The organism is Nonomuraea sp. NPDC050536 (assembly GCF_044457685.1).
Lineage (GTDB): Bacteria > Actinomycetota > Actinomycetes > Streptosporangiales > Streptosporangiaceae > Nonomuraea.
In genome coordinates this window covers 1-23,884 of record NZ_JBITHD010000016.1, presented here as the reverse complement: position 1 = coordinate 23,884, position 23,884 = coordinate 1, and the positions used below count along the sequence as shown (strand labels likewise).

25 protein-coding genes and 1 pseudogene are annotated in these 23,884 nt (G+C 68.7%); 14 read left to right on the top strand and 12 right to left on the bottom strand.

Annotated features, from left to right (window positions below; translation table 11 throughout):
* The first annotated feature begins 172 nt into the window (after positions 1-172).
* Positions 173-2,125: an NAD(P)-binding protein gene (locus ACIBHX_RS36020; protein ID WP_397071904.1), complete on the top strand. Its 1,953-nt coding sequence runs from the start codon at positions 173-175 to the stop codon at positions 2,123-2,125.
* Between the two features lie 28 nt (positions 2,126-2,153).
* Here the strand turns inward: ACIBHX_RS36020 and ACIBHX_RS36015 are convergent, their stop codons facing one another.
* Positions 2,154-2,927, bottom strand: a complete 774-nt coding sequence (locus tag ACIBHX_RS36015) for an SDR family NAD(P)-dependent oxidoreductase (protein ID WP_397071903.1) — start codon at positions 2,925-2,927, stop codon at positions 2,154-2,156.
* A 152-nt stretch (positions 2,928-3,079) separates the two neighbouring features.
* On the opposite strand from ACIBHX_RS36015, the gene ACIBHX_RS36010 reads away from it, so the two are divergent.
* The 4 genes from ACIBHX_RS36010 to ACIBHX_RS35995 are packed head-to-tail and all read left to right on the top strand — an operon-like array spanning position 3,080 to position 6,474.
* Positions 3,080-5,167 (top strand): nitrate- and nitrite sensing domain-containing protein, encoded by a 2,088-nt coding sequence (locus ACIBHX_RS36010; RefSeq protein ID WP_397071902.1) that lies wholly within the window; start codon positions 3,080-3,082, stop codon positions 5,165-5,167.
* The gene (locus tag ACIBHX_RS36005) at positions 5,164-5,562 is read left to right on the top strand and encodes a roadblock/LC7 domain-containing protein (protein ID WP_397071901.1); all 399 of its coding nucleotides are present in this window, start codon (positions 5,164-5,166) and stop codon (positions 5,560-5,562) included. The genes ACIBHX_RS36010 and ACIBHX_RS36005 overlap by 4 nt, the downstream gene beginning before the upstream one ends.
* On the top strand, positions 5,559-5,921 hold the full coding sequence (locus tag ACIBHX_RS36000) for a DUF742 domain-containing protein (RefSeq protein ID WP_397071900.1): 363 nt from the start codon (positions 5,559-5,561) through the stop codon (positions 5,919-5,921). The genes ACIBHX_RS36005 and ACIBHX_RS36000 overlap by 4 nt, the downstream gene beginning before the upstream one ends.
* Entirely contained in the window at positions 5,902-6,474 is a 573-nt protein-coding gene (locus tag ACIBHX_RS35995) for a GTP-binding protein (RefSeq protein WP_397071899.1), read from the top strand. The genes ACIBHX_RS36000 and ACIBHX_RS35995 overlap by 20 nt, the downstream gene beginning before the upstream one ends.
* Here the strand turns inward: ACIBHX_RS35995 and ACIBHX_RS35990 are convergent.
* From ACIBHX_RS35990 to ACIBHX_RS35970, 5 genes are all read right to left on the bottom strand, one after another.
* Positions 6,471-6,845, bottom strand: coding sequence for a DUF742 domain-containing protein (locus tag ACIBHX_RS35990; RefSeq protein WP_397071898.1), 375 nt, complete (start codon positions 6,843-6,845; stop codon positions 6,471-6,473). The genes ACIBHX_RS35995 and ACIBHX_RS35990 overlap by 4 nt on opposite strands.
* Entirely contained in the window at positions 6,842-8,986 is a 2,145-nt protein-coding gene (locus ACIBHX_RS35985; protein WP_397071897.1) for a nitrate- and nitrite sensing domain-containing protein, read from the bottom strand. Before ACIBHX_RS35985 ends, ACIBHX_RS35990 begins: the two co-directional genes overlap by 4 nt.
* A 54-nt stretch (positions 8,987-9,040) precedes the next feature.
* A complete protein-coding gene (locus tag ACIBHX_RS35980; RefSeq protein WP_397071896.1) occupies positions 9,041-9,616 on the bottom strand; it encodes a DUF998 domain-containing protein in 576 nt (191 codons plus the stop codon).
* Positions 9,617-10,168: 552 nt separating this feature from the next.
* Positions 10,169-10,357, bottom strand: coding sequence for a hypothetical protein (locus ACIBHX_RS35975; RefSeq protein ID WP_397071895.1), 189 nt, complete (start codon positions 10,355-10,357; stop codon positions 10,169-10,171).
* Between the two features lie 60 nt (positions 10,358-10,417).
* The gene (locus tag ACIBHX_RS35970) at positions 10,418-10,867 is read right to left on the bottom strand and encodes a MarR family winged helix-turn-helix transcriptional regulator (protein ID WP_397071894.1); all 450 of its coding nucleotides are present in this window, start codon (positions 10,865-10,867) and stop codon (positions 10,418-10,420) included.
* Positions 10,868-10,927: 60 nt separating this feature from the next.
* On the opposite strand from ACIBHX_RS35970, the gene ACIBHX_RS35965 reads away from it, so the two are divergent.
* Together ACIBHX_RS35965 and ACIBHX_RS35960 are read left to right on the top strand one after the other, a co-directional pair.
* On the top strand, positions 10,928-11,437 hold the full coding sequence (locus tag ACIBHX_RS35965; RefSeq protein WP_397071893.1) for a VOC family protein: 510 nt from the start codon (positions 10,928-10,930) through the stop codon (positions 11,435-11,437).
* A 261-nt stretch (positions 11,438-11,698) separates the two neighbouring features.
* Entirely contained in the window at positions 11,699-12,172 is a 474-nt protein-coding gene (locus tag ACIBHX_RS35960; RefSeq protein WP_397071892.1) for a hypothetical protein, read from the top strand.
* On the opposite strand, the gene ACIBHX_RS35955 is transcribed toward ACIBHX_RS35960, so the two are convergent.
* From ACIBHX_RS35955 to ACIBHX_RS35945, 3 genes are all read right to left on the bottom strand, one after another.
* Positions 12,169-12,441, bottom strand: coding sequence for a hypothetical protein (locus ACIBHX_RS35955; RefSeq protein WP_397071891.1), 273 nt, complete (start codon positions 12,439-12,441; stop codon positions 12,169-12,171). The genes ACIBHX_RS35960 and ACIBHX_RS35955 overlap by 4 nt on opposite strands.
* Before the next feature lie 103 nt (positions 12,442-12,544).
* Positions 12,545-13,366, bottom strand: coding sequence for an NAD-dependent protein deacetylase (locus ACIBHX_RS35950; protein ID WP_397071890.1), 822 nt, complete (start codon positions 13,364-13,366; stop codon positions 12,545-12,547).
* A 152-nt stretch (positions 13,367-13,518) separates the two neighbouring features.
* Entirely contained in the window at positions 13,519-14,814 is a 1,296-nt protein-coding gene (locus tag ACIBHX_RS35945; protein WP_397071889.1) for a TIGR04013 family B12-binding domain/radical SAM domain-containing protein, read from the bottom strand.
* Positions 14,815-15,400: 586 nt separating this feature from the next.
* On the opposite strand from ACIBHX_RS35945, the gene ACIBHX_RS35940 reads away from it, so the two are divergent.
* The 4 genes from ACIBHX_RS35940 to ACIBHX_RS35925 all read left to right on the top strand — a co-directional run bounded on the left by ACIBHX_RS35940 (position 15,401) and on the right by ACIBHX_RS35925 (position 18,559).
* Positions 15,401-15,787: a VOC family protein gene (locus tag ACIBHX_RS35940; RefSeq protein WP_397071888.1), complete on the top strand. Its 387-nt coding sequence runs from the start codon at positions 15,401-15,403 to the stop codon at positions 15,785-15,787.
* A gap of 263 nt (positions 15,788-16,050) precedes the next feature.
* Positions 16,051-16,692, top strand: a complete 642-nt coding sequence (locus ACIBHX_RS35935; RefSeq protein ID WP_397071887.1) for a class I SAM-dependent methyltransferase — start codon at positions 16,051-16,053, stop codon at positions 16,690-16,692.
* Positions 16,693-16,936: 244 nt separating this feature from the next.
* Positions 16,937-18,133 (top strand): MFS transporter, encoded by a 1,197-nt coding sequence (locus ACIBHX_RS35930; protein ID WP_397071886.1) that lies wholly within the window; start codon positions 16,937-16,939, stop codon positions 18,131-18,133.
* A 30-nt stretch (positions 18,134-18,163) separates the two neighbouring features.
* Positions 18,164-18,559: a nuclear transport factor 2 family protein gene (locus ACIBHX_RS35925; protein ID WP_397071885.1), complete on the top strand. Its 396-nt coding sequence runs from the start codon at positions 18,164-18,166 to the stop codon at positions 18,557-18,559.
* 503 nt (positions 18,560-19,062) lie between these two features.
* Here the strand turns inward: ACIBHX_RS35925 and ACIBHX_RS35920 are convergent.
* Positions 19,063-19,527, bottom strand: a complete 465-nt coding sequence (locus tag ACIBHX_RS35920) for an orotate phosphoribosyltransferase (RefSeq protein ID WP_397071884.1) — start codon at positions 19,525-19,527, stop codon at positions 19,063-19,065.
* Between the two features lie 258 nt (positions 19,528-19,785).
* Entirely contained in the window at positions 19,786-20,313 is a 528-nt protein-coding gene (locus tag ACIBHX_RS35915; protein ID WP_397071883.1) for a GNAT family N-acetyltransferase, read from the bottom strand.
* A 694-nt stretch (positions 20,314-21,007) separates the two neighbouring features.
* Between ACIBHX_RS35915 and ACIBHX_RS35910 the strand changes: the two are divergent.
* Positions 21,008-21,100 (top strand): annotated as a pseudogene (locus ACIBHX_RS35910) (IS5/IS1182 family transposase); the annotation flags it as partial.
* Between the two features lie 17 nt (positions 21,101-21,117).
* Here ACIBHX_RS35910 and ACIBHX_RS35905 read toward each other — a convergent pair.
* Positions 21,118-21,726, bottom strand: coding sequence for a TetR/AcrR family transcriptional regulator (locus ACIBHX_RS35905; RefSeq protein WP_397071882.1), 609 nt, complete (start codon positions 21,724-21,726; stop codon positions 21,118-21,120).
* A gap of 80 nt (positions 21,727-21,806) precedes the next feature.
* Between ACIBHX_RS35905 and ACIBHX_RS35900 the strand changes: the two genes are divergently transcribed.
* A complete protein-coding gene (locus tag ACIBHX_RS35900) occupies positions 21,807-22,781 on the top strand; it encodes an ATP-binding cassette domain-containing protein (protein WP_397072113.1) in 975 nt (324 codons plus the stop codon).
* Positions 22,778-23,626, top strand: a complete 849-nt coding sequence (locus ACIBHX_RS35895; RefSeq protein WP_397071881.1) for an ABC transporter permease — start codon at positions 22,778-22,780, stop codon at positions 23,624-23,626. The genes ACIBHX_RS35900 and ACIBHX_RS35895 overlap by 4 nt, the downstream gene beginning before the upstream one ends.
* Positions 23,627-23,884: the final 258 nt, after the last annotated feature.

Below are 23,884 nucleotides of genomic sequence, written 5' to 3'. Positions count from 1 at the left end.
GGGCCCACCTTCCCCGTGACCCTGCCCTGCTTTCCAACCACTGGACTCCCCCCGTCGCGATATTCCGGACGCTACTCCAATACGGCATTCGCGGTAATAGGGCGCGCAAAATGTTTCTCCATCCGCTGCGCGCCCCAGTGTGGCATTTTCGGACACTGCCGATGATCGCGCCATGAGCAGGGCACGCGATCTCGGGATGGACAGGCCCATAACGCGCCGCGACTTCTTCGACGGGGTCGCCGTGACAGCCGGGATCGCCGCTCTGGGCGCGGTCGCGGGCTGCGGGCCGGACCGGGGCGAGCCGGGCATGGTCGGCACGCCGACTCTGGAGGTGCCCCAGGACGCGAACTTCCCGCCCGTGCTCACCGGATTGCAGGGCAACACCGCCGCGGCGCTCAGCGTGCCGCACGCGATGCGCGACGACCGGTTCTGGCAGTACGCCGGGACGCCGGAGCCCACCGGCGAGAACTACGACCTGGTGGTCGTGGGCGGCGGCATCAGCGGGGTGAGCGCGGCCTTCGAGTGGCTGCGGCGCCGTCCCGACGCCCGCATCCTGATCCTGGAGAACCACGACGAGATCGGCGGCCACGCCCGGCGCAACGAGTTCAAGCCCACGGGCCGCGGGGTGCCGTTGATCGGCTACGGCGGCTCGCAGTCGATCGAGGCGCCGTCGGTGTGGACGCCGGAGGGCAAGGACCTGCTGCACCAGCTCGGTGTGCAGGTCAAGAGGTTCGACAAGTACTTCGACCAGGGGCTCTACACCCGGCTCGGCATGTCCGACGGCGTGATGTGCGACAAGGAGACCTTCTCCGGCGACACGCTCATCCGCTACGCCCCGGGCATCAGGGCCGAGCAGTGGGTCGCCGGGCTGCCGATCGCGGAGCGGGCCAAGAAGGACCTGCTCATGCTCTACGGGAACCCGCCCGACTGGTTCCCCGGGCTCGGACAGGAGGGCAAGGAGGAGCGGCTGGCCGGGATGACCTACTCCGACTTCCTGCTGAAGGTCTGCAAGGTCCATCCCGACGCGGAGCGCTTCCTGCGGACCCAGTCCAGCGACGAGTGGGCCTACGACACCAGGGCCTTCGGCGCGATCGACGCCTGGGGCAGCGCCGAGGGCTGGAACTATCCGGGCTTCCAGGGGTTGAAGCTCAACTCGGACAAGCCCTCGCGCTTCAACTCGCCGAGCATGAAGAAGGAGTGGAGCGCCGACGACCCGTACATCTACCACTTCCCCGAGGGCAACCAGGCACTGGTCAGGATGATGGTGGGGCGGATGGTCCCCGGGTTCGCCTCCTCGGTGGACATGGACGGCATCACCACCGCCTCCTTCGACTACGGCCGGCTGGACCTGCCCATCAACCAGGTCAGGTTCCGGCTGTCGAGCCCGGTTGTGTCGGTGAACAACGACGGCTCACCCGACACGGCGACGACGGCCACGGTCGGCTACTTCGATGGGCACAGGATCCGCACGGTCCGCGCGGGGGCGGTGGTGATGGCCTGCTGGAACATGGTCATCCCGTATCTGACGCCCGAGCTGCCCACCGCGCAGAAGAAGGCGATGCGTGAGGCGGTCAAGCTTCCGCTGCTGTATGCGATGGTGCAGCTGCGTAACTGGCAGGCCTGGCGGAAGATCGGCGTCAACCACGTCCGGTGGACCGGGGCGTACTGGTGCGTGTCGGAGCTGGACTACCCGGTGAGCATGCCCGGGTACGAGTGTCCGAAGGATCCGAGCGAGCCGATCAACGTGCACATGATCGCCACGCCGTGTCAGTCGGAGCTGGGTCCGAGCGATGGGGCGATCGCCGGGCGACACGTCCTGATAAAGACGGATTTTTCGTATATGGAGTATTCAATCAGGGACCAGCTGGCGCGGCTGCTGGGGAGCGCCGGGTTCGATCCGGCCAGGGACATCGAGGCGATCACGGTCAACCGGTGGGGCCACGGGTACGCGCCGGAGTACTGCAGGCCCTGGCACGCCTTCTACCCCGACGGCCCCTTCCCGGCCGATCTGGCGCGCAGGCGGTTCGGCCGGATCGCGATCGCCAACTCCGACTCGGTCCCCGCCGCCTACGCCGACGCGGCCATCACCGCCGCCTTCCGAGCCGTGGGCGAGCTCCAGGCGTGAAGCCCTGGTCTCGCTGCTGTACTGCGGGTCATCTGTTCACGGCCCGCAGGCTCGCCTCCCACAGCCGTTCGGCCAGCGCCGGGTCCGCCATTCGCCCAGGGGCCTGCCTAGCCTTGCCCTCGGCGTAGAACGGCTCCGGCTTTTCGGTCTCGGCCAGCTCGACCAGCGTCCGCGCGCCGTACTCCGGCGGCTTGGCGTAGCCGGGCACCATCAGGAACAGCCGCATCAGCCAGGTCTCTCCGGCGAAGCCGGTGCGGATCACGCCGGGGTGGAAGCAGGTCGCGGTGGTCCCGCGGGCCGCCAGGGCGACCGTGAACAGGGCGTTGGCCTGCTTGGTGTCGCCGTACTGCAGCCAGCCGTTCCAGCGCCGCCGCTCGCGGGACAGGTCGCCGGGATCGATCCGCCCGCTGCCTCCCGCGCGTGAACTCGTCGTCACCACCCTGTCAACGCGGTCTGTCAGAGAATGGGTCAGCAGGAACGGCGCTAGATGGTTGACCTGAACCATGAGCTCGTTCCCGTCCACGGTGATGTGTCTGCGAGGACTCATCACTCCGGCGTTGTTGGCCAGTACGGCGAAGCGGTCGTACCGCTCGCGCAGCTGGGACGCCAACCGGCGCACGTCATCCAGCCGCGCGAAATCGCAGGTCAGCACGTCGGCCCCGGAACCCGGAAGCCCTTCCGCCACGCTCTGGAGCCGTCGCGCGTCGCGGCCGACCAGCACCAGGTGATGGCCACGGCGGGACAGCTCGGCAGCGGCTGCCGCTCCGATCCCCGCACTGGCCCCAGTAATCACGCTAATCATCGCGTTCCTCCCACTGCGCCGGAACCTTAATGGGTGCTAGTCTCCTGTGCGATCTTCCGGAGGCTATTTACACAAAGTGTGGAAATCGGCCTCGACTCCGAGGTTGGGACATGGGCGCTCGAAACCGGTCAATTCGGTTCAAGATCTTCTTATTGCTGCTGCTACCTCTCCTGTCTCTGAGCGCGCTCTGGGGGTTCGCCCTCAACCTCACCGTGGGTGACGGCCAGGCCCTGCTGAGGGCCAACACGCTGTACCAGACGATCGGTGTGACCTCCACCGACCTGGGACTTCAGCTGCAGGCCGAGCGCGCTCGCACCTCCATGGCCATCACGACCCGTAAGTCCGCCCAGGATCTGAGCACGCAGCGTGCCCGCACCGACGTCGCGGTCACCGCCTTCCAGAAGTCCGCCGTGAAGGCGGGCGGCGCGATCACCGCCGACATGCGCGGATCGCTGGACACGCTCACCACCGAGCTCGACCGTCTCAGCTCCATCCGGATCTCCATCGACGGCGGCATGATCAGCCGGCTGGCCACGCTCAACGAGTACAACCGGATCCTCGACTCGCTGTTCCGCCTCTACGACCACCTGGTCTCGGTGCCCGACCTGCAGCTGTTCCAGCAGGCCTCCGCGCTGCAGGCCATGGGCAACGCCCGCGAGATCCTCGCCAGGGAGAGCGCCCTGGTCGGCGGCGCCCTGCTGGACGGCCGGATGACCGATCCCGAGGTCGGCGCCTTCACCGAGTACGTGGCCACCAGGAAGTTCCTGGACTCCCGGGGGCTGGCCGGGCTCGACGACGAGCTCCGCCGGCCGTACGAGAAGATCTTCGACGACGAGCCGTTCCGCGACTTCAGCGCGATGGAGGACCGGATCGTCAGGACCGGGACGCCACCCGCGAACGCCGGCGAGTGGAACTCCACGGTCGACAGGCTCGCCGCGCAGCTGGACAAGCTGGGCGTGGCCTCCTCGCAGGCGCTGGCCACGCGCGCCACCGACGGGGCCACAGGGACGCTGATCAAGATGGGCGTCGCCGGGGTCCTCGGCCTGATCGCGGTGCTCGCCTCGATCATCATCTCGGTGCGGTTCGGCCGCCGGCTGGCCGGCGAGCTGGCCGGGCTGCGTACGGTCGCGCTCGAGCTGGCCGAGCGCCGGCTGCCGGCCATCGTGGCCAAGCTGCGCCGCGGCGAGGAGGTCGACGTCAAGGCCGAGGGCAAGCCGCTGCGGGTCAGCGGCTCCGCCGAGATCACCGACGTGGCCAGGGCCTTCGGCTCGGTGCAGAACACGGCCGTCAGCGCCGCGGTGGGCCAGGCGGCGCTGCGGCGCGGCATCGGCCAGGTCTTCCTCAACCTGGCCAGGCGCAAGCAGGGCCTGCTGCACCGCCAGCTGGCGCTGCTCGACAGCATGCAGCGACGCACCCACGACCCCGACCGGCTGGAGGAGCTGTTCAAGCTCGACCACCTGACCACCCGCATGCGCAGGCACGCCGAGAGCCTGATCATCCTGTCGGGCTCGGTGCCCGGGCGCTCCTGGCGCAAGGCGGTGCCCGTGGTCGACGTGGTCAGGGCGGCCGTCGCCGAGGTCGAGGACTACACCAGGGTCACCGTCGAGTCGATGCCGAACGGCTCGCTGGACGGCGGCGCCGCCGCCGACGTCACCCACCTGGTGGCCGAGCTGGTGGAGAACGCCACGATCTACTCGCCGCCCACCACCACCGTCCAGATCCGCGGCGACCTGGTCAGCAACGGCTACGTGATCGAGGTGGAGGACCGCGGGCTCGGGCTGTCGCAGTCGGAGTACGCGTCCTTCAACGCGATGCTGGCCAACCCCCCCGAGTTCGACCTGGCCGACAGCGACCGGCTCGGGCTGTTCGTGGTCGCCAGGCTGGCGCAGCGCCACGGCATCCAGGTGCTGCTGCGCCGCTCGCCGTTCGGCGGCACCGCGGCCATCGTGCTGGTGCCCAGGGCGCTCGTGGCCGAGCAGGTCGCCCTGCCGGCCGCGGACGACGACATGCCGGCGCTGCCGAGCCGTAACAGGAAGAAACCGCTCGCCGTGGTGAGCGGCGGAACCCACGCGGGACTCCCCAAACGGGTACGGCAGACCAACCTGCCGCCCCAGCTCAAGGAGCCCCCTGAACCACCGCAAGAACGATCTCCCGACGAGGTACGCGACCTGTTCTCCGCGTTCCAACGGGGAACAGAGCGTGCCCGACAAGAAGCCGACCACAAGGGGGACGACGCATGAGCGTGCAAACGACCAACGGGGAGCTCAACTGGCTCCTCGACGACCTGACGAGCCGGGTGGCCGCGGTACGGCAGGCCGTCATCCTGTCCACCGACGGCCTGGCGGTCGGCTACTCCAATGGCCTGACCCGCGAGGACGCCGAGCACCTGTCGGCCGTGGCGGCCGGGTTCCAGAGCCTGGCCCGAGGCACAGGACGCCACTTCGGCGGCGGGGACGTGCGGCAGACCATCGTGGAGATGGAGTCGGCGTTCCTGTTCGTCACCGCGGCGGGACAGGGCACGTGCCTGGCCGTGATCGCCGACGCCAACGTGGACGTCGGCCACATCGCCTACGAGATGGCGATGCTGGTCAAGCGGGTCGGACAGCACATCACGACGAACCCGAGAGCGTCATGAGCGACACCCCGCAGTGGCTGGATGAGGACGCGGGGCCGTTCGTGCGGCCCTACGCTCTCACCCGCGGGCGCACGAGGTCGTCGGGAGAGCTCCTCGACCTCATCGCGACCGTGAGCGCTGTCGGGGAGACTCGTGCCCACCTCGGCCCCGAGCAGCAGCGGATCCTGTGGGCGGCGCGTACCCCGATCTCGGTAGCCGACGTGGCCGTCGAGCTCGACCTGCCCGTCGGCGTCGTCCGCGTACTGCTGGGCGACCTGCGCGACCAGGGCCTCATCTCGGTGACATCCCCCAGCGCGGCCGGGCCGCGCCCGAGCGAGCGCATTCTCAAGGAAGTGATCAATGGACTCCGGGCTCTCTGAGGACCCCGTCGCACTGAAGATCCTCATCGCGGGGGGCTTCGGCGTCGGAAAGACCACGCTGGTCGGATCGATCAGCGAGATCAAGCCGCTCAAGACCGAGGAGGTGCTCTCGGACCGCGGCGTCGGCATCGACGACCTGGACGGCGTCGAGGGCAAGACCACCACGACCGTGGCGATGGACTTCGGCCGCATCACGATCCGCGACGGGCTGGTCGTCTACCTGTTCGGCACCCCCGGGCAGGAGCGGTTCTGGTTCATGTGGGACGAGCTGTCCCACGGCGCGCTGGGCGCCGTGGTGATCGCCGACACGCGGCGGCTGACCGACTGTTTCCCGTCGATCGACTACTTCGAGCAGCGCGGCACCCCGTTCGTGGTGGCCGTCAACTGCTTCGACGGGGCCGCCACGCACAGCATCGACGACGTGCGCATCGCGCTCGACCTGGACGACGACGTCCCGGTGATGCTGTGCGACGTGCGGCGCCGCACCTCCGCCAAGGAGGTCATGATCACCCTGGTGGAGCACTCGCTGCGGACGCTGACCGCGACCGGCTAGAGCGCCCTCAGCCCGTTGATCACCTCGCGGAGCAGGCTCTCCGTGGGAGAGTTCGTCTTGTCCATCGGCGGCCGTACCCGAATCAGCCCGTGGTCGAGCAGGTCCCCCAGCAGTACCCTGACCACCCCCACCGGCTGGTCCAGCTCCGAGGCCACCTCCGCGACCGGCCGGGTCCTGCCGTCCAGGACGCCGAGCAGGCGCCGGTGCTGGCCGCTCAGCTCCGCCTGTGCCGGCACGGGCGACCCCGTGGACACCACGGTCGCCAGCAGGTCGAGCGCGGTCGAGGAGGACCTGGTGCGTCCGCGGGCGACCGCGTAGGGCCGTACGACAGGCCCTGCCTCCTCGTCCACCCACTCGGGCTCGCGACTCACGACTGAGATCCCCCATCCTGATCGCTGTCCTGCCGCCCGCGCTGCCAGCCCGACTGGAGCGAGGACAGCAACGCCCTGGTCTCCTCGGGAGAGCGCTCATCGCTCTGGGGCTGGGAAGGCGGCGTCTGCTTGAGCCGCTGCGGCAGGTTGGTCTGCCGTACACGGCGGGGCAGTTCCGAGGACTGCTCGGGACTGCGCTTGGCCGAGCGGACCCGGCGCGGCAACTCGGATTCCGACGTGCGGATGACCGAGACGGACACCTCCGGCGGCGTCACCTGCTGCACCAGGGTGGCGGGGATCAGCGCAATCGCCGTGGTCCCGCCGTACGGGGAGGGCTTGAGTGTGACCCTGATCCCGTGCCTGGCGGCCAGCATGCCGACGACGGCGAAGCCGAGCCGCTCCGTCTGCGACGGGTCGAACTCCTGTGGCCCTGACAGGCGCCGGTTGACCTCGTCGCGCTCGGCCTGGGGCATGCCCAGGCCGCGGTCCTCCACCTCCACCGCGAAGCCCCGGCCGACGAGCTCTCCCCGGACGGAGATCTCGTTGCCGGGTGAGGAGAAGGCGGCCCCGTTCTCCATCAACTCGGCGAACAGGTGCATGAGGTCGGCCACCGCCGCGCCCGAGATGCCGCATTCGGGCATCGGGTAGACGCGGATCCTGGTGTACTCCTCCACCTGTGCCGCCGCCCCGTTGAGCACGTCCTCGATCGGGATCGTGCCCCGCCACCTGCGGCCAGCCGAGCCGCCCGAGAGCAGGACGAGGCCCTCGGCGTGGCGGCGCATGCGGGTCGTCAGGTGGTCGAGCTTGAACAGCCGCTCGAGCGCATCCGGCTCCTCGGTCTGGCGCTGCATGTCGTCGAGCAGCTTGAGCTGGCGCTGCAGCAGCGACTGGCTGCGCCTGGCCAGGTTGCGCAGCGCCTCCGAGACGCCCTCGCGCAGCCTGGCCTGCTCGACCGCCGCGTCGACCGCGGTGCGCTGCACGGTGTCGAAGGCGCTGGCCAGGTCCGTGACCTCGCTGGTGGCGCCCGCCACCACCATGATCGGCGGGGCCTCGGCCTCGATGTCGACCTCGTCGCCCCTGCGCAGCTTGGTCACCACGTCGGGCAGCCTGATCTCGGCCAGGTCCAGGGCGCTCCTGCGCAGCGTGGCCAGTTCGCGGGTGATGCGGCGGCCCACCCGGATCGAGACGAACACCGAGAAGACGACCGCGATCAGGCCCAGCGCCCCGGCGATCGCGGCGCGCACGATGATGGCCATGCCGGCCGGCTGCATCTTGCCCAGCAGCCCGTCGCCGGCGGCCCAGATGCCCTGCGTGTACTCCTTCAGCGCGGGGTCGGCCGTGCCGCGCCACAGCTGCATGTCGACGCGCTCGCCGCCGATGTACTGCTGCAGCATCCGCTCCATCGACGTGTAGTGCTGCGAGGCGGCCAGCTTGGCGAACGGCGCGCGCAGGTCGTCGTCCAGGTCGGCCAGGACCTTGGGGAACAGGTAGGTCCTGGCGCCGTCGAGGCGGGCGAGCAGGTGCATGTCGCCCATCGACAATCTGCCGCCCGAGGCGACCACCAGGGCGTGCTCGCGGCTGAGCAGCTCGCGCACCTCGTCGGCGGTGATCAGGCCGCGGGCCTGACGGAACAGGTCGACGTCGGTGCTCATGGCGAACGAGCCGTACATGCGGTGCACCGCGTCGGAGATCGCGGAGTAGGCGCCCACCAGGCCGGAGGCACTCAGCTTGCCATCGTCCACCTGCTGCCTGATGTCGGACAGCCGGTCGATCGCGCCGAGGGCCTGCTGCACCTGCGCCTTCATCTCCGGCGTGAGCGCCGCCTGCACGTCCTCGGAGTTGGCCTGCTCGACGAGCGTCGTGCGCATCTTGTCGGCCTTGACGCGGGCGCTGGCCAGCGCGGTCGGGTCACCTCCCGCGCCCGCCAGCTTCTCGGCGGAGGCCAGCCGTTCTCCCTGGAGGTCCGACACCAGGCCGTCGGCGTTGTTGATGATCCCCGTCCAGATCGTCTGCACCTTGAGGAGCTTGAGCGCGTCACCGAAGGTGGTGCTGGCCGCGAAGCCCCACAGCGCGACGAGGGAGATCAGTGGGATGACGAGCAGCGTCAGGATCTTGAATCTGATGGATCTGCCCGTTGCCATACCTTGCTCCCGGATAGAAGATCGCGGGAGAGACTAGCACCGAAACTGGTGTGGTTAAGATCCACTAGCGATAAATCTGTGATAAGTCGGGAAATTGACAGCTTTCGCCCACACGACTCTGGTCAACCAGCCGGCCAGCACGGCCAGCAGGGCCACGCCGGACACCAGCAGCGCGCGCTCCACCAGCCCGATCAGCACGCCCTGCCCGGGCAGCGCCACGTAGGTGAACGCCAGGACCCCAAGCCCGCCGGCCAGCGCCAGCCACTCGACGGCCCTGGCGATCCCCCGCCACGCCTCGTCGGCCCGAAGCCGGGGCACCAGCAGCGCCGCTGCCCCGGCCAGACTCCCGAAGGCCACGATCTCCAGCGGGACGGGCGCGAACGCGCTCACCCCGATCGTCACGGCCCACACGAGCATCAGCCTCTCCGGCGTTCCCCTTACGGGCGCCCCCGCGGCCCGCAATCCCCCGAGCAACGCCACAGAACCCAGGCCGAGCACCGCCATCGGGACGCCATCCCCCACGCCGGTGTTCAGCAGGTCCTGTGCGTCCAGCTGGCCCACGACGAGCGCCGCCACCGCGACGGCTATCGCGGCGCAGGCGAGGAGGGGATAGAGCCTCTTTGCGGTCATATCTCCACCCTGCCGCCGCGCCCCTCTGCGGGACATCCGGCCCTCCCCCGATCTGACCCTGAGGCCACCCCTACCCCGACTCTCTGCTTCCGGGCTCTCTTGTGCGGCTCTGTCGCACTCACTTGTACGGCTCTGGCGCACTCGACTGCTGTACGGCAAGCCGCCCCACCGCCAGTCACCGCACTTCGGCCGGACCCTGTCCAGGGAGACGCTTCTCCGGCGAAGACAGCCGACCACCGCAACGCCGCCCCCTACCCCCCTCCGGGAGCCCCGAGACCCACCCACACCCACCACCCGCAGGATCTCCCCACGCTCCCCTCACGAACCGCCCGGCCGCCATGCGGGCGCCCACCAACCCGGCACGCCGCACAGGGCATCACGTCAGCGCACAGGCGTCCCGCGGAGTCCGGTGCCTGCTACCCAGCGAGGCAACCCCTGCATCTGCGGGAGCGAGGCGACTTTCTCTGGCCGCGCCCCGGCGCCGCGTCGGCGAGAAGGTGTACGGGTGCCTCCCGAAAGCACCCGGGGTCGGGGTCGGGGTCGGGGTCGGGGTTACAGGCCGGAGGGGTCGCGGCCGACGCTGATCTCCTCGGCGATGCGGCGGATCTCAGTGGCCTCCAGACCGGGGGCCTTGGGCAGGTGACGCAGCAACGCGTCCATCACCACGGGCACCGGCTGACCCGCCATCCGACCCGCGATCCCATGGACGGTCCTGAACAGCGCCTCATTCGTGTCGTGCATCCCCGTCTCCTTGTTCGACTCCGGGGAGAACCGTACGACGCCACGGCGACAGTTTTCGCGCTACGGCTCCAGCGTGTTCCGCACCGCCGTACAGATCTCATCCAGCTGGCGGACCTGAGCGGGGGTGAGGGCGTCGAAGAGGCTGCGCCGTACCTCCTCGACGTGGCCGGGCGCGGCGGCGGCCAGCGCGGCGAAGCCCTCGTCGGTGAGTACGGCGATGTTGCCGCGGCCGTCGGAGTGGCAGCGCTCGCGGCGGACCCAGCCGCGCTCCTCCAGGCGCGCGACGGCGTGCGAGAGGCGCGACTGCGAGCTCTGCGCCTTCCAGGCCAGCTCGCTCATCCGCATGGCGCGCTCAGGCGCCTCCGACAGCGCCACGAGGATCATGTAGTAGGTGTGCGGGATGCCCGACTCGCGCTGGAGCTGGCGGTCGAGGGCCTCGTTCACCAGCTGCGTGGCGGCCAGGAAGGTGCGCCAGGTGCGTTGCTCGTCCGCGTCCAGCCATCGGGTCATGCTCGCATTTTACTTGAACTCTCATATACTTGGTGGTGATTCTGCTGAAAGGGGATCACCATGCCGGTCCAGCGGCTCAACCACGCGGTCCTGTACGTGCGCGACGTGGAGCGCAGCGTCGCCTTCTACCGCGACGCCCTCGGCTTCGAGGTCGTCATGGGCATGCCAGGGGCGGCGTTCTTGCAGGCTTCCGGCTCCACCAACGATCACGACCTGGGCCTCTTCCAGATCGGCGACCAGGCGGGCCCCTCGGGTGCGGGCAGGTCCACGGTCGGCCTGTACCACCTGGCGTGGGAGGTCGACACACTCGACGAGCTCGAGCGCATCGCCATCAAGCTCTCGGAGCTCGGCGCCCTCGTCGGCGCCTCGGACCACTCCACCACCAAGGCGCTCTACGCCCAGGACCCGGACGGCCTGGAGTTCGAGGTCTCCTGGCTGGTGCCCGCCTCGCTCCTCACGGACGACATCATCAAGGCCCGCAAGGGCATCCGCCCCCTGGACATCGCCACAGAAAAGGCCCGCTTCGGCGCCCACACCAAGGGCGGCCTCGGCATCTCCGTCCCCGCCTAGCCAAAGACCCCACCGGTCGCGTCCGCCAGCTTCGCCAAACGGTCCTGCCCTCACCCGGGCCCCGGCTCGCCGTACACCGCCAGTTGCTCCAGGTGCACCTCGGCCAGGCCGGCCTCTTCCGCGAGCTCCCGGTCGCGGAGGAAACCGACGGGCAGGGCGCGCGCCCCGGTACGGCTCGATGCCGCGCTCGACGAGCACAGGAAGCCCCATCCAACGGATCTTCAACAGATCCTCAACAAGGGGCGGCTTAGCGTCTGCGGCATGCGACGAAACGAGGTGCTCATGTCCACGCTGAAGGTGCTCGTGGCCGCGGCCGCCGTGGCCGGCGGGCTGGCCATCCCCGCTACCGCCGCCAACGCGCAGGGCCCGGTGAACTTCTCCTGCGGTCCGGCGCTGCGGCCGACCCAGAGCATGCCGAAGAGCCAGTGGCAGCGGATGACGAGCGTCGGCGGCCGGAGGGGCGCCGCGCACCTGTACACGGTCGGCGACGCGTACAAATACCGCGACGTCTGGTGGGTATGGGGCTCCGGGCTGCGCGGCGGCGACAAGGTGTCGCTCGACTGGTCCGACCGGCGTGGCGTCTACCACGCCTGCCACGCCACGGTGAAGCCCGGGAACGACAGCGTCACCAGCTTCGGCGTCGACGACCCGGGCGGCCGCAGCTTCCGGGCGTGCATCAAGAACGTGGGCGGCTCGTGGCGGTGCACCGGCTGGTGGCACACCAAGTCGTCCTAGCGCTCGTCGTCCTCCTCCTCGCCACTGGTCAACTCCAGCAGGCGGCCCACCGGTGAGCTCTCGATGGATCGCATCAGCGCCTCACCCATAGGGCGAAACGCCTGGGTGAGGGCGTTGGCCAGCGGGCCGAAGATGTCGGTCATCTCCCCCAGCAGGTCGTCGCGTCTCTTCTCCGGAGGCGCCCACCGCATGGCGTCGGCGCTCAGCGCCTCCCAGTCTTCGACGGCGCCGTCGATGGCGTCGAGCACGTGGTCAGGATCGCTCGGCATGGCCTGCCTCCAAGAAGCGGCATTCCGTATAAGGCCAGCGTAACTCGCCCATCAGGCATGATCACCTGCCCGGGCGACCGGCCTGCTGGCGCTCCTGCCGCGATCACACGGCCGCACCGGGTGCCGTCGCTCTGGCCAGGCTTGTCAGCGTCTCCCCGAGCGGGGCGTCTATGGTCAGTACGGCCAGCCCGTCGCCGCCCGTGGGTCCCTGGTTCACGATCACGACCGGGATGCCCAGCTCGGCGGCCCGTTCCACGAACCGGAGCCCCGACCTGATCGACAGCGACGAGCCCAGCACGAGCAGCGCCCTGGCCCTGGAGATCATCGCGTAGCACTCGTCGACCCGGGGCCGGGGTACGTTCTCGCCGAAGAACACCACGTCGGGCTTGAGCAGGCCGCCGCAGGCGGCGCAGTCGACCACGGTGAAACCCGCGACCTGCTCGTCGGTCAGCACCGCGTCGCCGTCCGGGTTGATCAGGCCGCTCGCCTCCCAGCCCGGGTTGGCCAGCCGCAGCCGCGTCTCCAGCTCGGCGCGGCGCGTCCGGCGGCGGCACGACAGGCACACGACCCGGTCCAGGCCGCCGTGCAGCTCGATCACCCGGCGGGCACCCGCGGCCTGGTGCAGCCCGTCCACGTTCTGCGTCACGATCCCGGACAGCAGGCCGCAGCGTTCCAGCTCGGCCACGGCCCGGTGGCCGGAGTTCGGCCGTGCCAGGCCCATCTGCCGCCAGCCGACGTGGCTGCGCGCCCAGTATCTCCGCCGCTCCTCGGATGACCCGGTGAACCGCTGATACGTCATCGGCGTAGCCCGCCTGGCCCGCCCCGTAGGCCCCCGGTAATCCGGGATGCCCGACTCGGTGGACAGCCCGGCGCCGCTGAGCACCACCACCCCACCCGTACCCACGAGTTCGACGAGCTCCCTCACACCCCCATTGTTGGCCATCATCTCCCCACAGCTCTATGCCTTCGGCACGCGCCCTCGCTCGGGACGCTGTTGGTATTCGAACGGCAGGCCTGCCGTACCGCCTCCTGGCTGATCGCGGACCCCATGGCAGGGAAGCGCGCCTTCGCAGGGTTCTAGGTGGTTCGGCGGCGTTGGGTGCGGCGAGGGTAGGCCTTGGCCGTTTCCGCCAGGCGCTGGGAGTGTTCTGCCTGCTTGCGCCAGTGGCCGTAGGCGTCGCCGCGCTGTGCCAGGCGGTCCAGCTCGCGCATCGTGGTGAGCGGGATGAAGGCGGGCTCGGCGTCGCGCCATGGGGTGCCGGGCAGCGGCATGAAGGTGTGGGTGTGGATGCGGGCGCCCAGGTCGGCGAGGTCGGCGGCGAGCTGGATCGAGGCCGCCTGGTCCTGCTCCGACTCGCCGGGCATGCCGAAAATGAAGTCCACGTTCGGCCGGAAGCCCTGCTCGGTGGCGATCCGCACGGCGTCGCGGACCGGCTGGGTGCCGTGCCCGCGCCCCGAGGCCGCCAAGATCGCGTCGGAACCCGACTGAGCTCCGATGATCAGGTTGTCGTTGGCGACGTACCGCTTGAGCAACTTCATCGCCTCGGGCGTGACGTGCTCGGGGCGCACTTCGGAGGGGAAGCTGCCGAAGAACACCCGGCCGCGTGGCGGCAGCTCCTCCTTCACCCCGGCGAGCAGCTCCTCGACCGCGTCGAGATCGGGATCCGGACCCGCCGAGCCGTACGAGAGAGACGTGGGTGTGATGAAGCGGACGTCGCGCAGGCCGTGCTCGGCCATGGCCCGGACGTGCTCGCGGACGCTGGCGACGGAGCGGTGGCGGAACTGGCCGCCGAACATGAACGGCGTCTGGCAGAAGCGGCAGGTGTACCGGCAGCCACGCGTGATCTCGATCGGCCCGAAGCGTCCCTTCGCGTAGGGGAACGAGGGGAACGCGTCGAGCGGCAGCTGCGGCACGGGCCGGGTACGCAGTGCGACGCCGTCATGGTCCTTGATCGCCAGGCCGGGCACGGTGGTGAGCTCGCCGTCCTCTCGCAGCGCCTCGACCAGGGCGATGATCGTGGACTCGCCCTCGCCGATGCCGGCCAGGTCCCATCCGGCGTCGATGACCTGCTGGGGCTCGGCCGTCGCGTGCACCCCGCCCGCGATGTGCAGTACGTGCCCGCCGTCGCCGCCCAGCCGCCTCACCGTGGCCAGCTCGGCGGCCATCGCCTCGGCGTCGGGCGAGTAGAACGACCACAACACCAGCACCCGGTCGGCGCCCGGCTCGGCGATGTGCGCCGCGGTCTCCTCCGGCGTCGCGCCCAGCCGTACCTCGCCGTCGACCCCGGCGGTCCGCAGCGCGGCCAGCAGCGCGTGCACGCCGTACGTCACAGCCCTGCGATACCGGACCACCACCCGCACGTCCCGACTCACGTGCGCAGCCTACTTGCGCCCAGCCCGTCACGCGGTCAGCCGAAGCTCATAGCGAATTCCTCCGCGCATATATTGCACGGACAGATCATGCGCCTTTGGCGCCTCAGTTACCTCCGATGTCGCCCCTCTCGAGCGATCATCTCGGAGCCTGAGGCCCCCGCCGGAGGCTGGTTCGACGGCTTCGGATGGCCATAAGGATGGCGAGTATGGTCCCGCCGATGAACGCCCCAGGGAGCACTTCTGCCGACGCGATGAGCGCAGCTGTGATCGGTAGGCCCTTGACGAATATCTGGAACACGACAGCACCCAGGTAGGCGCCGACTGTCCATACCATAAACGAACCGATCACCTTGACGACCTGAGGGATGGTCACGCGGGAGATGTTAGTTCACGCGCAGAACCGCGGCCCGATCACGGCCGCGCGTGAAAACCGCTCAAGCCGCTACCTGCGACCTCTCCTATGAGTCCCGCTGGTACCCCGACTTGCTGCCCCTGGCGTTCCTCGGGGGCGGCGTAGGCGCTACGCGTGATTTCTTGCGCCTGATTACACTTGGCAGAGTACCCAGTTGTTGATGGGGTGGTCAGAGTGTCGGTTTCATTGCTGACTGTTGTCGTTGATTGCCACGATCCGCGCAGCCAGGCCGAATTCTGGGCGCAGGCGCTGGCGTACAAGGTCAACCAGCGCAATCCCGACGAATTCCAAGTCAGCGACCCAGGTGGTGTCGGCGGATCGCTGTACTTCATGAAGGTGCCCGAGCCCAAGGTGGGCAAGAATCGGCTACACCTTGACCTGGTGACTTCAGGCTCGATGAAGGCCGAGGTATCACGGCTGGTTGAGGCTGGAGCCCAGCTGGTTGAAGTGCGGCAAGATCCGGCTTTCCTGGACAACCCCGACACCTGGACGGTGATGCGTGATCCAGAAGGAAACGAGTTCTGTGTGACGAGTACCTCCACCATGACCGGCTGGGACTGACCGAGCGCCACCCAACACGCCTGGCTGGCGGTTCAGATCTCCCGCTCAGAACGCCGGCGTGGGCGAGGTGAGCGGCCTACCTGGCCCTCACAGGCGCCTCACTGCGCAGCCTTACGGCTGGCCGTACAACTTGCGGACGAGTGCGCCGGTCCGCAGACGTCTGGGGTGGGTGAGCCCCAACTGGGTGCCCCGGGAGTCCAGTCCCGTCCTCTGGCCTCCGGGAGTCGTACGGCGGCGCCGGTCGAGCTCTAGAGTCATCCACCGTGACCGAAACCCCCTCCTATCTGACTACGACGGCAGAGGCCTACGATGCCGTCGCCGTCCGCTACGCCGAGTTTGTCCGAGGCGCACTCGACCGCCAGCCTCTGGATCGCGCAGTGCTCGCCGCGTTCGCAGAGTTCGTGCGGACCGGCGGCGCCGGGCCCTTGGTCGCCGAGGTCGGATGCGGCCCCGGCTACATGACGGCGCACCTTCGGGATCTGGGGCTGGACGCCTTTGGCGTCGACCTGTCCCCTGTGATGATCGAGCTTGCCCGTGAGACCTACCCTGACCTGCGCTTCGAGGTCGGTTCGATGGACGCCGTCGACCTGGCCGACGGTGCGCTGGGCGGCATCCTGTCCTGGTACTCCGTCATCCACACTCCGCCGGAAGAACTGCCGCCGTACTTCGCCGAGTTCCGCAGGCTGCTGGCCCCGGGCGGCTACCTCCTGCTCGGCTTCTTCGAATCTGAGGGCGAGCCGGTGGTGGCATTCGATCACAAGGTAACGCCTGCCTACCGGTGGCCGATCGAAGACCTCGCCGAGTTGGCGCGCAAGGCAGGGTTGGTCGAAGTAGGGCGAATGCTGCGCGAGCCCCACGAAGACGAGCGGTTCCGCCAAGGCCGTCTGCTGATGCGCAGACAGTAGATCCGCCAGACAGCCAGCCCTGCCGCCGCCGGCCGAGAGCGGGACCACGTCCTGCTCACCGCCGCGCCCGGCGCCCCGTGGCGTACCGCCACCAAGCCCGCCCTGGCGGCCGACATGATCACTGCGCTGTAAGGGCGCTCTGTACACAGGTCGAGTGCGATCCGCTACAGAACGTTACACTTCGCTCGCCCGGAATAACCTCAACGTTCATCTACTTAACATTAATATTCTTAATGAAGGAGTGATGGACGTGGCCAGCGTCGCCCAACCCCTGGCACAGGCATCCGACCATGTGCCGCTCAAGAGGTGGTTCGCCGTCGCCGCGGTGGCCGTGGGGACCTTCTCCGTGGTGACCGCTGAGCAGTTGCCCGTGGGCCTGCTGACGTCGGTCGGCGGTGCGCTGGAGGTCTCAAAAGGTACGGCCGGCCTGATGGTGACCGTGCCCGGCCTGGTCGCCTCCGCCGCCGCGCCGGTCCTCCCGGTGGCGATCGGGCGCCTGGACCGCCGCGTCGTCCTGCTCGGCCTGATCAGCCTGATGGTCGCGGCCAACGTGCTGTCGGCCGTCGCCCCCAACTTCGCCGTACTCCTCGCCTCGCGATTCCTGGTCGGAGTCAGCATCGGCGGGTTCTGGGCGCTGGCCGCCGGTATCGCCGTACGCATGGTGCCCGAGAGGTTCATCCCTCAGGCCACCGCCATCGCCTTCGGCGGGGCCACCGCCGCCAACGTGCTCGGCGTCCCTGCGGGGACACTGATCGGCGAGCTCAGCGACTGGCGGGTCGCGTTCGCGATTCTGGGCGGGCTCGGCCTGCTGGTGGTCGTCGCGCTGCTTCTGCTGCTGCCGCAGATGCCCGCCACAGATCCCGTACGGCTGCGCACGCTGGCCGGGCAGTTCGGCAATCCCGTCGTACGAGCCGGAGTGCTGGTTACGTTCCTGCTGGTCAGCGGCCACTTCGCCGCGTTCACCTTTGTCAGCCCGATCATGCAGAACATCGCCGGCATCGACCAGGGCATGATCGGTCCGGTACTCCTCGCCTTCGGCCTGGCCGGGATCGTCGGCAACTTCGTCACCGGCGCGGCCGCAGGGCGCAACATCCGGGCGACGATCGCCACCATCAGCGTGCTGCTCGCCGTACTCCTGGCCCTGTTCCCGATCGCCGGCGGCAGCCCGGTCAGCGGCGTGGCCCTGCTGATCGCCTGGGGCCTGGCCTTCGGCGGGGTGCCGGTCGGTGTCCAGACCTGGATTCTCAAGGCAGCCCCCGGCTCCACAGAAGCCGCCACCGCGCTGAACACCTCGATGTTCAATCTGGCCATCGCCCTGGGGGCGCTGTTCGGCGGCATCGTCGCCGACAGTGTGGCCCTCACCGCCGTCCTCTGGTTCGGCGCGGCCCTCAGCGTCCTCGCCTCGCTGGCGGTCTGGGGCACCAGAACCGCCCGCCGCTGAATGTGTCACCTCACTCAAAAGGAGCATCCCATGTCGGATATCAGAACGACCGCCCAGGTCATCGCCCAGTTCAACGACGCGTTCACCCAGCACGACCCGGCGCTGCTCGCCGGGCTGGTCGCCGACGACTGCGTCATGGTCAGCGTCCAGCCGGCACCCGAGGGCGCCCGGTACGAGGGCCAGGACGCCTGCCTGACCTTCTGGCAGGAACTCGCCGCCCACCAGAACACCAGCTTCGCCCCCGACGAGGTCTTCGTCTTCGGGGACCGGGCGGTCATCAAGTGGCACGTCAACTTCCAGCACGGTCAGGTGAACGAAGTGTTCGGCGACGCGCACGCGCAGTCCACCTCGGTGGCCGGCGTCAACCTCATGCACATCCGCGACGGACGCATCATCGAAGCCCTCGGCTACAGCAAAACCCCCTGAGCCCCAGCTCCACCGGCGCACGACCGCGCTGAGAAACCCAGCCCGCCACGCACGTTCTGGACACGGTGAAGACAACCGTGACCTGGACGTGTGCCAAGGCTGGGGCTCAGCGCCCTCGCGGTGCCCCGGCGGATTCGGAAGCCCGTCGAGAGCAGGCGTGGGCGCTGGCGACGGGGGCCAGGCAGAACTACGAGGCCGCAGCCAAGATGGCTACGGCCTCGTACCGCCTGAGACAGCCATGTCGCGTTCGCATTCCGCACGGAGACTCCTCAATGACCGCCCCGCCACGATCAACGGGCATCGCCGCCAAGAACCTCACGTCACTGCAGGCCGTACATCATCACGTGGTACGGCGAAGCCATCGAACACCACCTCTTGTTCGCCAAGCGGCACCCCCTTCGGGGACCTCCGGTTCACGTATCCCGATCCACACCCGTCCGATTGGACGTGCGGGATACTTCGCGCCCACATCCGCCAGAGCCGACGCGGCCAACCGCTGTGGATCAACTGGACGTGCGCAGGTCGGTGGCCGTCAACAATGACGAAAGGCGGATGCCTTCTGCGGCCAGCGCTGCCACACCTCCCTGTTCGCGGTCGATGACACACAATGCCTCGCTGATCTGGGCCCCCAGCCCACGCAGGTCGGCGGTGGACAGGACAATCTGGCCGCCGCTGGTGACGACGTCCTCAACGACCAGAACCCGCCGTCCCGCCACATCGGCACCCTCGGCCAGGCGGCAGGTCCCGTACGTCTTGGCCTGCTTACGAACGAACGCGCACGGCAAGCCGGTATGCCGACCGAGGGCAGTGACCACAGGGATCCCGCCCATCTCGAGCCCGGCCAACACCTCGGTATCCCCCGGAACCAGGGGAGTCATCGCCCGAGCGATGTCATCCAGCAGAATGGGGTCGCCCTCGAACTTGTACTTGTCGAAGTACTCGGTGGCGATCTGTCCTGAGCGGAGCACGAAGTGGCCAGTGAGGTGGGCTGCGGAATGAATTCTGCGAGCTAGGTCAGAGCGCGTCACAGACACCCAGTCTCCCAGATAGCCGCGATATCTCCGCAGCAGGAATAGTCACGCGGCTTGCTGAGCACCTCCTGATTCGTCGGGTCGCTCGACGAGCGGGTCCCTCGGGCGCCGCGCAGGTCGACACCGCCGACCTCGCCGCACGCGCGTTACGGCCAACGGAGATCTTCTCAGCGGGCGATCTGGCCCCATGCCGACTCAACTGGGAGTGTGGCTCAACGTGGTGTCGCGGACCATGCGTATGTTCGGCAGCTTTCCTCGCCAGAGCTCTCGCTCGCCCGTGGCCTCGAATCCGTAGCGTTCATAGAAGCGGATCGCACGTTTGTTGTAGTCGGTGACCCACAGGCGCATCGGAGCGTCTCCCGCCCACGCGAGGAACTCGCGCATCATTCGGTCGCCGATGCCTCGGCCCTGGGCTTCGTTCAGTAGGTACATCGGCCCGAGGGTGACCGCCTCGTCCCGTCGGCCGCAGAGGAAGCCGACGATCTCCGTCCCGGAGCGGACGACACGGCAGAACAGCAGGTCCGGCTGCCGCCTCGCCGCCTCGATGAAGTCCCGCCACCCGGCGATTCCCTCCGTGGTGGCGGAGGAGCCATGCTGCTCATGGATCCAGGCTTCATCGATTCCCGCGTCCTCGCAGGGATACGTCTCCAGCCAGACCCTCAACTGCAGAGGGCCGAGAGTCGCGGCATCGTCGGCATGGGGAGATTCGAGTACATGGGTCACGAGGGCCATCCTCGACGATGTCCCCGAGCACCTGCGAAGCATTTTTCCGCCCGCACCACCAGACTCGATACAGGCCGCTGGAAGCCTCTGGAGCCGCGGGGCCCCGGGTAACCCTAGAAGCCAGGGATTTCCTCGGGGACGAGGCCTGCCTGACGGAGGAGACCGTACAAGTCGGTCTCACCCCAGAACTCGACAATCCTGCCGTCTGAAGTCGGTACGACTTGACCCCCGTCATGGTCAAGTCCTTCCTCGTACGGTCGTGCGTGTAGGTCAACGTGAAAGCCACGGCCACCCGGTCCCCGGCCGAGAAGAGATCGTCGATGCGCACGGTCGTCAGAACCCGTTGCTGTAGGGATACCAGAAAGGCCCATTCCGATGATCGGAATGAGCCATTGAGCTGGCGCGCGGCCGACAGGAGTCGTACCCGTAACCTGCTGATCCGTAGCAGGGTCAACGTCGTCCATGGAAGTCCTTGCGAGCGTCACAGTGCTGTCGCCGCTGGTCTGTCCACCTCAATCCATGGTCATCCAGAGTCGTTGTCAGCAGATCCGGTAGCAAGATCGACTACCAAGGCTTCAGACTTGCAGGCTGCCTTAGCCGGTTTGTTCCAAGATGGCTTGCGCCCAGTACTCGGGCGTCTCGTGGTAGGGCCAACGATCCGGACCCTCGGAATCCGACCATCGAGATGCGGAGCCAGTTCCGGGGCATCGCCACTCGCTACGACAAGCTCGCCGCCCACTACCCCTCAGCTGTCACCATCGCCTGCCTGCTGCTATGGCTCAGCTGAGATCCGCAAAACACGACCTAGCGGCTCGCAGTCGGCCGGCCGCAGAGGCGCAGCGTGCTTTCCAGGCACAGAGCCGCCGCCTCACCGGCAGTGAGGCGCCCGTCGGCGACTTCTGCCGCGGCGGCGTGCTGGAGTCCGATGACGGCGGCGGCGAGCCAGGCAGCCGGGGGCGACCGGTCGAAGTCGCCCGTGCCCTGGCCTCGCCGGATGAGCCGTTCGAGCCGCGGTGGCACCACGTCGTGGGGGTCGTTGCTCTTGGGCCGATGGATCGAGGTCGTGGTGGGGTCAAGCAGGAGGGGGTAGCGGCGCAGGAACCGCCAGCCGGCGTCGAGGAACTGGGCCAGCGCGTCGGCGGGTGGGGCGGTCTCGAGGCAGGCGGCGTCGAGCAGGGCGGAGTATTCGGCGGCTGCGGCCTCAATGAGGGCGGCAATGAGGGCGTCGCGTGAGGGGAAGTGCGCGTAGACGGTCTGGCGGGTGACGTTGGCCGTGGTGGCGATCTCTTCCATGCTGGCGTCGGATCGCTCGCCGAGCACGATGCGGGCCGCGTTGAGGATGGCGTCGATGCTACGCCGAGCGTCGGACCGCCGACGGCGGGCCGGCGTGGCGGGGTCGAGTGTGTCAACCATCGCAGCGATGCTATCTGCTCAGCCATAACCTTGACAATCCGTAAGAGATAAATAAGTCTTACGGCATGTCAAAGAACAGCATGGACGGCGACCAGCCGGCGATCGAGGCGTACGGCCTGGTCAAGGTCTACGGCGAGAACCGAGCACTGGATGGGATCGACCTCACGGTCCGGCGTGGTCAGGTGTTCGGGTTCCTCGGCCCCAACGGAGCGGGCAAGACCACCACGATCCGCATCCTGGCCACCTTGACCCGGCCTGACAGCGGCACCGCCCGTGTCCTCGGTCACGACGTGATCAGCGAGCGGGATGCGATCCGGGCTCGGGCGGCCGTGACCGGCCAGTTCGCCGCCCTGGATGAGGACCTGACCGGGTACGAGAACCTGAACATCCTCGGCCGCCTCCACGGCCTGTCCCGCGCCGCCGGCAAACGGCGAGCCGATGACCTGCTGGCCGCCTTCGATCTGACCGCCGCGGCCGGCCGCCCGGTAGGCGGATACTCGGGCGGGATGCGCCGTCGGCTGGACATCGCGGCCGGCCTGATCGTGACCCCCGACCTGCTGTTCCTCGACGAGCCGACCACCGGGCTCGACCCGCGCAGCCGTAGCCAGGTGTGGGAGCTGGTCCGCCACATCGCCGCGGCCGGCACCACGGTGCTGCTCACCACCCAGTACCTGGAGGAGGCCGACCAACTCGCCGATCAGATCGCCGTCATCGACCACGGCCGGATCGTGGCCGAAGGCACCAGCGCCCAGCTCAAATCCCGAGTCGGCTCGGGCACCCTGCACGTCCGGCTCCTCGACGGCGAGCAGCGTCGGCAAGCGCAACAGGTCCTGGCCGGCGCCCTGGAAGGAACGGTCCATCCCGCCACCGACCCGCTCGCCCTGTCCATGCTGCTCGCCACTCCGGCTGACGCGACAGACATGGGCCGACTCGTCGGGCACGCCCTGACCCAGCTCGCCGAGGCCCGGGTGGGTGTCGCCGAGATCACTCTCGGCCAGCCCAGCCTGGACGAGGCCTTCCTCAGCCTGACCGGCCACCAGGACGTGAACGCATGAGCACCCCCGCCGCCATCACGCGCCCCGCCGCGGCGGAGACCGACCGGATCGACATCCTGCTCACCACAAGCCCAGCACGCCGCCGTGCCGGGGCACTCGCCGCCTCCGCAACCTTCGGCCGGCGAGCCATGCTCAAGATCAAGCACGACCCCAAACAGCTTGTGGACTCGGTCGCCATCCCGATCCTGTTCACCGTGCTGTTCACCTACCTGTTCGGCGGCGCTATCAGCGGCTCGCCAGGCAACTACCTCATGTTCCTCCTGCCCGGCACGCTGAGTATGAGCATCGCCATCGTCACTATGTACGGCGGTGCCCGTCTCGCCAAGGATGTGACAACGGGAGCCTTCGATCGCTTCCGCTCCCTGTCCGTCTGGCGCGGCGCCTTCGTGCTCGGTGGCCTGCTGAGCGATGCCGCACGTTACCTGTTCGCTTCCGGCATCGTGGTGGCCCTCGGACTGATCATGGGCTATCGGCCCGATGGTGGCCTACCTGGTGTGCTCGCCGCGGTAGCCCTGGTTGTCGCTTTCGGGCTCTCCCTGACCTTGTTGTGGGCCGTGGTCGCCTTGATCATTCCCGACCCGGCCGTGGTCATCAGCATCGCCAACGTCGTGCTGATGCCGCTGTCGTTCGCCAGCAACATCTTCGTCCAGCCCAGCACCATGCCCGGCTGGCTCCAAGCCTTCGTCGAGGTCAACCCGCTCAGTCACGTCGCCGCAGCAGCCAGGGGCCTGATGAACAACGCCGGCGGCACCGGCGGATCTGTCGCCTGGTCGCTCATCGCGACCGCTGCCATCACCGCAGTATGCGCGCCGCTCGCCCTCCACCTCTACAACAAGCGGGGCTGACGCGCCGCTCTTCAGCCTCAAAGACCTGGAGCGAAGTACGGCGGGCCAGGCGCGAGCGGATAGGCGTTGCTGTACAGCACCTGAGCGGGACCTGCGCCACCGTGCTCCGGCGGCAAGCCGACCCGGAGCGCAGGGCCACGGGCGCCCGAGCACCGGAAGCGGCGCGGCGTGCGCCACGAGGCGCTGTTTGACCGTGCGGAGGTGAAAGGCCTTCGCCGATGGCCCGTCGTAGCGGGTCGTGTGAAGTGGGAGGCAGCC

Coding starts and splice junctions, on each gene's coding strand:
- ACIBHX_RS35965 (WP_397071893.1), top strand. CDS start 10,928: ATGCCGGTCCAGCGGCTCAACCACGCGGTCCTGTACGTGCGCGACGTG.
- ACIBHX_RS35905 (WP_397071882.1), bottom strand. CDS start 21,726: ATGGTTGACACACTCGACCCCGCCACGCCGGCCCGCCGTCGGCGGTCC.
- ACIBHX_RS35895 (WP_397071881.1), top strand. CDS start 22,778: ATGAGCACCCCCGCCGCCATCACGCGCCCCGCCGCGGCGGAGACCGAC.
- ACIBHX_RS36005 (WP_397071901.1), top strand. CDS start 5,164: ATGAGCGTGCAAACGACCAACGGGGAGCTCAACTGGCTCCTCGACGAC.
- ACIBHX_RS35960 (WP_397071892.1), top strand. CDS start 11,699: ATGCGACGAAACGAGGTGCTCATGTCCACGCTGAAGGTGCTCGTGGCC.
- ACIBHX_RS36020 (WP_397071904.1), top strand. CDS start 173: ATGAGCAGGGCACGCGATCTCGGGATGGACAGGCCCATAACGCGCCGC.
- ACIBHX_RS35970 (WP_397071894.1), bottom strand. CDS start 10,867: ATGACCCGATGGCTGGACGCGGACGAGCAACGCACCTGGCGCACCTTC.
- ACIBHX_RS35955 (WP_397071891.1), bottom strand. CDS start 12,441: ATGCCGAGCGATCCTGACCACGTGCTCGACGCCATCGACGGCGCCGTC.
- ACIBHX_RS35980 (WP_397071896.1), bottom strand. CDS start 9,616: ATGACCGCAAAGAGGCTCTATCCCCTCCTCGCCTGCGCCGCGATAGCC.
- ACIBHX_RS35995 (WP_397071899.1), top strand. CDS start 5,902: ATGGACTCCGGGCTCTCTGAGGACCCCGTCGCACTGAAGATCCTCATC.
- ACIBHX_RS35900 (WP_397072113.1), top strand. CDS start 21,807: ATGGACGGCGACCAGCCGGCGATCGAGGCGTACGGCCTGGTCAAGGTC.
- ACIBHX_RS36000 (WP_397071900.1), top strand. CDS start 5,559: ATGAGCGACACCCCGCAGTGGCTGGATGAGGACGCGGGGCCGTTCGTG.
- ACIBHX_RS35985 (WP_397071897.1), bottom strand. CDS start 8,986: ATGGCAACGGGCAGATCCATCAGATTCAAGATCCTGACGCTGCTCGTC.
- ACIBHX_RS35930 (WP_397071886.1), top strand. CDS start 16,937: ATGGACGTGGCCAGCGTCGCCCAACCCCTGGCACAGGCATCCGACCAT.
- ACIBHX_RS35925 (WP_397071885.1), top strand. CDS start 18,164: ATGTCGGATATCAGAACGACCGCCCAGGTCATCGCCCAGTTCAACGAC.
- ACIBHX_RS35975 (WP_397071895.1), bottom strand. CDS start 10,357: ATGCACGACACGAATGAGGCGCTGTTCAGGACCGTCCATGGGATCGCG.
- ACIBHX_RS36015 (WP_397071903.1), bottom strand. CDS start 2,927: ATGATTAGCGTGATTACTGGGGCCAGTGCGGGGATCGGAGCGGCAGCC.